General features: G+C 56.8%; 4 protein-coding genes. 1 reads left to right on the forward strand and 3 read right to left on the reverse strand.

Features of this window, described 5'->3' with window-relative positions; genetic code table 11:
* Positions 1-85: 85 nt before the first annotated feature.
* The gene (locus tag NHH03_RS23595) at positions 86-2,914 is read left to right on the forward strand and encodes a hypothetical protein (protein WP_253160347.1); all 2,829 of its coding nucleotides are present in this window, start codon (positions 86-88) and stop codon (positions 2,912-2,914) included.
* Positions 2,915-2,928: 14 nt separating this feature from the next.
* Here NHH03_RS23595 and NHH03_RS23600 read toward each other — a convergent pair whose 3' ends face one another.
* The 3 genes from NHH03_RS23600 to NHH03_RS23610 all read right to left on the reverse strand — a co-directional run bounded on the left by NHH03_RS23600 (position 2,929) and on the right by NHH03_RS23610 (position 6,353).
* Entirely contained in the window at positions 2,929-3,900 is a 972-nt protein-coding gene (locus NHH03_RS23600; RefSeq protein ID WP_253160349.1) for a type II secretion system F family protein, read from the reverse strand.
* A gap of 80 nt (positions 3,901-3,980) precedes the next feature.
* Complete coding sequence (locus tag NHH03_RS23605; RefSeq protein ID WP_253160352.1) at positions 3,981-4,958, reverse strand: type II secretion system F family protein; 978 nt, start codon at positions 4,956-4,958, stop codon at positions 3,981-3,983.
* A gap of 78 nt (positions 4,959-5,036) precedes the next feature.
* Positions 5,037-6,353 carry a CpaF family protein gene (locus tag NHH03_RS23610; RefSeq protein ID WP_253160354.1) on the reverse strand — a complete coding sequence of 439 codons (1,317 nt, stop codon included), beginning with the start codon at positions 6,351-6,353 and terminating at the stop codon, positions 5,037-5,039.
* Between the last annotated feature and the right edge of the window lie 446 nt (positions 6,354-6,799).

Below are 6,799 nucleotides of genomic sequence, written 5' to 3' on the forward strand. Positions count from 1 at the left end.
GGGCCCTCCAGAGTCTGGCGTTCTCTTAATTGTGCTAGGGCCGGGCTCTGGAGAGCCCCGGTCGGGACTCGATCAGGATTCCGTGATGCGTCGCTGCAAGATTAGCCGAACCGGTTTCTGGACCGTTAAAAAACAAGGTGAGAAATACGATCTGAGCCTCCGCCGATGGGATTGGATCACGGGACTGGTGATCTGGGTGGCCACGGGTTGGCTAGCGCCGGCGGTCACGGCGGCCGAGGTGTCAGCTCTCGCGATTCTCGGGCCGACCGAGCACACCTATGGGGTGGCGACGCTGGAGATTCCCTTGGATGTCCCAATTCTCGGCCAGGCAGCGCCGCCGGTGACGGTCAGCAGCGACGCCGGGCGGGTGTTGTTTCCAGTCGGCGAAGACGTTTCGGCGCGCATCACGCGGCCATCGGAACAACCCGTCCCAGAACCCGGTAGCGGACGACTGTTGGGGCGACTGGGACAGTTGCTGCGCGAAATCACGGACAAGGATGCGCCGACCGAGCAAGTCGTTGCCCGCCGCGTGTCGTTTCTGTTCACCGGCAGTCAGCCTCTAAAGGTTCGAGTGGCGGATGAAGTCGGTGAATTGGGCGTTTACGAGTTAACACCGGTTGCCGACCCACAAGCGTTTTCGCAGCGAATGACGGACTGGTGGACGGCCTACACCAAAACGGCGAAGCAACAGATCGACGGTGGTGACTATCCCCCGTGGGTACAAACCTATCTGATCGCCATGTTGAGCGGGCGGACGGGGAACGGATTGCCACAGTGGTTCACCCAAACCAAAGAACCTCAAGATTTGCTGTGGGAAACCCTGCAGTATTTAGCCGGCGCGGAACAGGTGACCCGTGAAATCTTTCGTCATACCGCCGCGGGATTGACCGACCAGAACCAACCTCGCAGCGTGCAACCCGATGTCGCTGCGCTGCGACCCTTGCCGGCCGGTCCGGTTTGGAAACAGCCCAAGCTACCGACGATCGACCCGGCGGTTGAGACCGAATCGATCGCGGCGCGGGTGCCGCCGGAATGTTTCTACTTTCGTTTTGGATCGTTCCAGAACTACTTGTGGTTTTTGGATTTGACCAACGAGTATGACGGCGACATCAGCCGAATGATCAACCTGCGGGGAACCGCGGACGGCGCGACGGAGCGGTTTCAATCACAGATCGCAGTCAAGATCAGTGACTTGTCGCGGATGTTTGGCGAGAGTGTGGTGAAGGATCAAGCGGTGATCGGCGAAGACCTGTTCACCGCCGATGGCGCGTCGATGGGCGTGGTGATCGAATCGAACAACGCATTTTTGTTGCGTTCGTCGATGGGCAGTGATCGCAACAAGCGAGCCCAAAGCGACCCGTCGCTGACGATCCAAAACGTTGACATCGACGGACACCAAGTTTCGTTCCTGTCGCGTCCGGACAATTCGGTGCGTTCGTATTTCGCCGAGGACAACGGATTCTTTTTGATCACCAACAGCGAGACGTTGGTCAAACGTTTTTTTGAAGTCGGCAAGAGTGGCAAATCTCTGGCGGCGACCGATTCCTTTCGTTTGTCACGAATGTTGGTTCCGACGTCGCGTGGAGACACGATTTTTGTCTATTTTTCACCGCAGATGCTGCAGGGGTTGGTGTCGCCAAAATACTTGATCGAACTGCGACGTCGACTGAGTTCCGATAGCGACATTTCGCTGGTCCACTTGGCGCGACTGGCGGCGGCCAGCGAGGGGATTCGTGGCGAGGGCGACCGTCCGATCGGAATCGATGAACTGATCGAAAAAGGGTTCCTGCCGGTCTCGTTTGGCAACCGCAGCGACGGCAGCGGCGTGGTCTGGGTGGGCGAACAGGTGATCGATACGCTGCGTGGCGCGCGGGGAACCTTCCTACCGATCGCCGACATCGATATTCAACAAGTCACACCCCACGAGGCCGAGTGGTACTCGCGGATCGCAAGCGAGTACAGCAATCGGTTCCCGCAGATTGATCCGATCATCGTCGCCCTGCGGCGTGACGATTCGGCGATCGATGCCACATTGGAGCGGGTTTCCATTCACGCTGAAATCGCGCCGCTGACGCCTGAAAAGTATGGCAAGTGGGCGGAACAACTGGGGCCGCCCACCGGTGTCGTGATGCGATTTGCGCCCGATGACATTGTTTCCTTACAGGCCCACGTGGCAAGCGACCAACTGGGGCCGCCGACCCATTTATTTGCGGCCATCAAAGACACGTTCCCCCCGGAACCCAAAGACTTTGATGGACTGTTCAAGGCCTATCGATCACTGCGGCAATTGCCGTCCTATTTAGGTGCCTGGCCACAACCCGGAGCGTTGGATCGGTTGCCGCTGGGCATCGGGCGTGGGCGCCCGGTGGGGCCGGGGATGTACAAGCTACTCGGCGGGCTGTATCGCTATTCGGGAGGCGGATTCAGCGTGTTGTCCTTTCAGAAAGAAATCCTGGAGTCCTCGTTGGCGTTTTTAGAAGCGGTGGAGGTCGAACAGGAAGCGACTGCTAGAGGCCGTATCGGCAGTCTGTTGGGCAGCCAGCTCGAGGGCTGGGTGAACAATCAACTGTATCAACGCGCGGCGCGCAGCAGTTTAGCTGGCGCGGAATTTTTGAATTTGCTGACACAGCAACTGCATGTCCCGCCACAACAATCGTTTGAAACGGCCCGGACGGTTTTGAACGCGCCGCTGCAGTGCAGTTTGGGTGGCCAGTATCAATACAACGCGCAATCAAAGCGCTGGCAGAGTACCGCGTGGAACGGCAGCGTTCCGCCGGCCGAACCACCGGCCGATTACACGTCGCCGCTATTGATCTGGTTTCGCGGCGGCCACTTCACGTTGACACAGTATGCCGATCGTTTGGTCGCCGATGCCGTGATCACCGTGGCCAGGCACAATCGGCCCAACCCCTAACGATTCTCGGAGGCCTATTGGCTGAGCATGTTGCGATACATGCTGATCGCGGCCGGGCCGACCAGGACGACGAAGATACCGGGGAAGATGAACAGGACCAACGGGAAGATCATCTTGACCGCTGTCTTGGCCGCTTTCTCTTCGGCAATTTGACGACGACGTGTTCGCATGGCGTCACTTTGGACACGCAGGGCGGCAGCGATCGACGAGCCGAATTTGTCGGCTTGGATCAAAATCGATGCGAGTTGTTTCAAGTCATCGACGCCGCTGCGGAACCCCAATGCTTGCAGCACCTCGTTGCGAGTTCGGCCGAGTTGCAATTGCTTGTTGGCGATTCCAAACTCTTCGCCAATCTCCTTGTGACTCTTGTTCATTTCCTCGGCCACTTTGCGAAGGGCCTGGTCCATCCCCAAACCGGCTTCGACACAGACGACCATCAGGTCGAGTGCGTCGGGCAGTCCCAAGAAGATTTTTTCCATTCGCTTCTTTGCCATCCAGTCCAAGGCAAATTTGGGAATCATAAAGCCGACGATCAAACCACCACCCACTTTGATGATCATGTCTTGGCCGAAACCGTTGGCAAACATCCCATACACGCTGCCGATAAACAGCCCGAACGCGGCGGTGCCGAGCTGGATGGTTTTGAAGACGACCGGCGCGGATTCGCGGCGGAATCCGGCGTTCATCAATTTTTCGCGCAGCTGCCCCATTTCTTTTTCGTTGCCACTGACCTTGCTGGCCAGGGGCGTTGACGCTTTTTCCAGGTAAGCGGTCAGGGCATCATTTTTCGAATGCGACAGATCACCGACCGCACCGGCGCGGCTGGCACGGCGTTTCCGCATCATGTCCAAACGGGCTTCGGCACGTGGTTTGTCGTCACCGGAAACGCGTGTGAGTACGAACCACGTCCCCGCGGTCACGAACAAAAAGATCGCGCTGGAGGTGATAATGATCGGGTTGATGGTCAGAGCTAGCAGAAGAGTCATCGTTTGGTTCCGGTGGTGCCGGCAAATGGCTGGGCTTGCGGAGGACGAGCGGGTTTTGTTCAGGCGACGGGTGGTGTGATTTAGACTTTGATGGTGATGATTTTCTTGATCACCAATGCACCAATGATCTGGGTGAACAAGCCGAACCCGAGCATGTAACGGCCGATTTCATCGGTGAACAGCATCATCACGTATTCGTAGTTCAATTTCAGCATCACCAAGAACAGCACCGGCGGCAGAGCCAACAACACGGCACCACTCATTCGGCCTTCACCGGTCAGAGCTTGGATCTGGCCCAAAATCTGCAGACGTTCGCGGATCAGGTGTCCGATCTTGTCCAAGATTTCAGCCAAGTCACCCCCGGTTTGACGTTGCAAGACGACTGCGGTGGCAAAGAACCGAAGGTCCATGTTGGGAACTCGGGTGGCCATGTCTTCGATGGCTTCGTCGAGCGGAATTCCTAAGTTCTGTTCTTCGAACGCGCGGCCGAATTCGCGTGCCAACGGGTCTTCCATTTCTTTGGAAACCAATCCGAAGCCTGCATTGAGCGAGTGACCGGCGCGAAGCGAACGACCAAGCAACTCCAGTGCCTCGGGCATCTGGTTGCCGAATTTCGCTAGCCGTCGTTTTCGTTTGACAGCCAACCAACCGATCGGGAGGGCGGCAAACATTGGTCCGACAAAGATGGCGAGCAGTTTAAAGGGGCTGAGCAAGCAGATCGCGACACCGACTGCAAATGCCCCCAAGCAAATCATCATGAATTGTGCCGGTGGCATCCGGACGTCGGCTTGATCGAGATAGTCGCCCACACCGGGCAGACTCTTGATCAAACTTCCCAGCAGGCCGCTGGCGTCTTTGAAGCCGCCGTCCATCAACAGCGATCTGCCATTGCTTTCCAATTGACTGCCGCCGCCGCGTCGCCGGGTGGCCAGTTCGGCCAAGCGATCTTCGGTAACAGTGTTGTCGCTGTCGGGCACCAGGATGTTGGCGGCAAGCGCCACCAGCGAAGCAACAAAAATGCCGACGGCGGCGATGGTCAAAATCACGATACCAGACATAACAGATCAGGTCGTTGTAGAAAGCGAATTGGAAGTGGGAATTGAATCGCGTTTCCGCCGGGCAAGCCCGGTGGAGACTTAGGCTTGCATCATGCTTCGTTCGCGGAACGCACTCGAAGGCAAACGCACACCGGCGGATTCCAATTTGTCCATGAACGAAGGGCGAACACCGGTGCATTCGAACGAGCCATAGGCTTTTCCGTCTTCCCCGATGCCCTTTTGTTGGAACCGATAGATGTCTTGCAGAACGATTGTGTCTTGTTCCATGCCGACCACTTCCGTGATCGCCGTGACACGTCGCGGACCGCCTTGCAGTCGGTTGGCTTGGATCAACACATCAACCGCACCGGCGATCTGTTGACGGATGGCTTTGACCGGCAATTCATAGCCGGCCATCATCACCATGGTTTCCAAACGAGCGATCGCATCACGAGGGGTGTTGGCGTGAATCGTGGTCAACGATCCGTCGTGACCGGTGTTCATCGCTTGCAACATGTCCAACGTTTCACCGCCACGACATTCCCCGATGATGATTCGTTCGGGACGCATCCGCAGGGCGTTTTTCACCAGGTCGGTGGCGGACACCGCACCGTTGCCTTCGATGTTGGGTGGCCGTGTTTCCAAACGAACGACGTGGTCCTGTTGCAGTTGCAATTCCGCGGCATCCTCGATCGTTACGATTCGATCGGAATGCCCGATGAATGAGGACAGCGTGTTGAGCAGAGTCGTTTTACCAGAACCGGTACCACCGGCGATGATGCAGTTCAGACGGGCTTTGATACAGCCTTCCAGCAACATCACCATTTCGGGTGTGAACGCTTTGTAGTTCAGCAGGTCTTCCAGCTTCAGCGGGTTGCTACCGAAACGACGAATACTGACCGCCGCACCGTCCAGGGCCAACGGAGGAATGATCGCATTGACCCGTGAACCGTCTTCCAACCGAGCGTCCACCATCGGACAGGTTTCGTCGACACGGCGTCCGACTTTACTGACGATACGGTCGACGATTTGCAGCAGGTGTTTTCCGTCGCGGAATTCCACGTCGGTCTTCTGCATTTGGCCGCCCTTTTCGACATAAATGTTCTTCGGGCCGTTGATCAAAATATCGCTGACCAAGGGGTCTTTGAGGATCAATTCCAATGGACCCAGGCCGAAGGTTTCATCCAAAACCTCCTCGACGATTCGCTCACGTTCTTGACGGTTAAGCAGTGATTCATCGGCATCGCAAAGGTGTTCGATAACGATTCGAATCTCGCGGCGAAGCGCGTCGCCTTTCATATCACCGACACGCGACAGGTCCAGTTTGTCGACTAGTTTGCCGTGAATCCGAGTCTTGATTTCATCGAACTGGTCTTGGCGGTTGTCCGATTTTCCCGGCATGGTGCGCGTTGCCATAGTTGTTCTCGTCCCTTTAATCGCTTGATGCGAGCTGCGTTGTTCGTTTTCCAGCAGCTGTCTCACCGACTGGGGAACATCTGTGTGCCCCTTTCTTGTCATCTGCGAGTCATGCTGTTCTGATTGCGAGGATTATTCGGACGTTTCGTCCGCGATGTCCTCGGGTCCCCAGGCCGGTTCGGAGGTGAACCCTGCGAAAACATAGGACGCAAAACTGCAACGCATTGGCCGAAGCAATGATTTTCTTTTGCGGCAAGTACTCGTCGGCCCTTGAGACGCACGACTCCGCTGCACACGTTTGGGAGTGGCGCGTTTCATCCCAACCCGACCGGTGAGTTTTGAAGTTGCGCTGTTATGGCAACCCGACGCGTGAGTTTTGAAGTTGCGCTTTTACGGTAACCCGACGCGTCAGCGAGGGATTTAGTGTGTTAGCGGGATCCCTCGCT

The sequence above is a fragment of the Stieleria tagensis genome (genome assembly GCF_024129865.1).
In the GTDB taxonomy this organism is placed as follows: domain Bacteria; phylum Planctomycetota; class Planctomycetia; order Pirellulales; family Pirellulaceae; genus Stieleria; species Stieleria tagensis.

What these genes read in the sequence shown, in the direction of transcription:
- NHH03_RS23595 (WP_253160347.1), top strand. Translation starts at nt 86, where the DNA reads ATGCGTCGCTGCAAGATTAGCCGAACCGGTTTCTGGACCGTTAAAAAA.
- NHH03_RS23600 (WP_253160349.1), bottom strand. Translation starts at nt 3,900, where the DNA reads ATGACTCTTCTGCTAGCTCTGACCATCAACCCGATCATTATCACCTCC.
- NHH03_RS23605 (WP_253160352.1), bottom strand. Translation starts at nt 4,958, where the DNA reads ATGTCTGGTATCGTGATTTTGACCATCGCCGCCGTCGGCATTTTTGTT.
- NHH03_RS23610 (WP_253160354.1), bottom strand. Translation starts at nt 6,353, where the DNA reads ATGGCAACGCGCACCATGCCGGGAAAATCGGACAACCGCCAAGACCAG.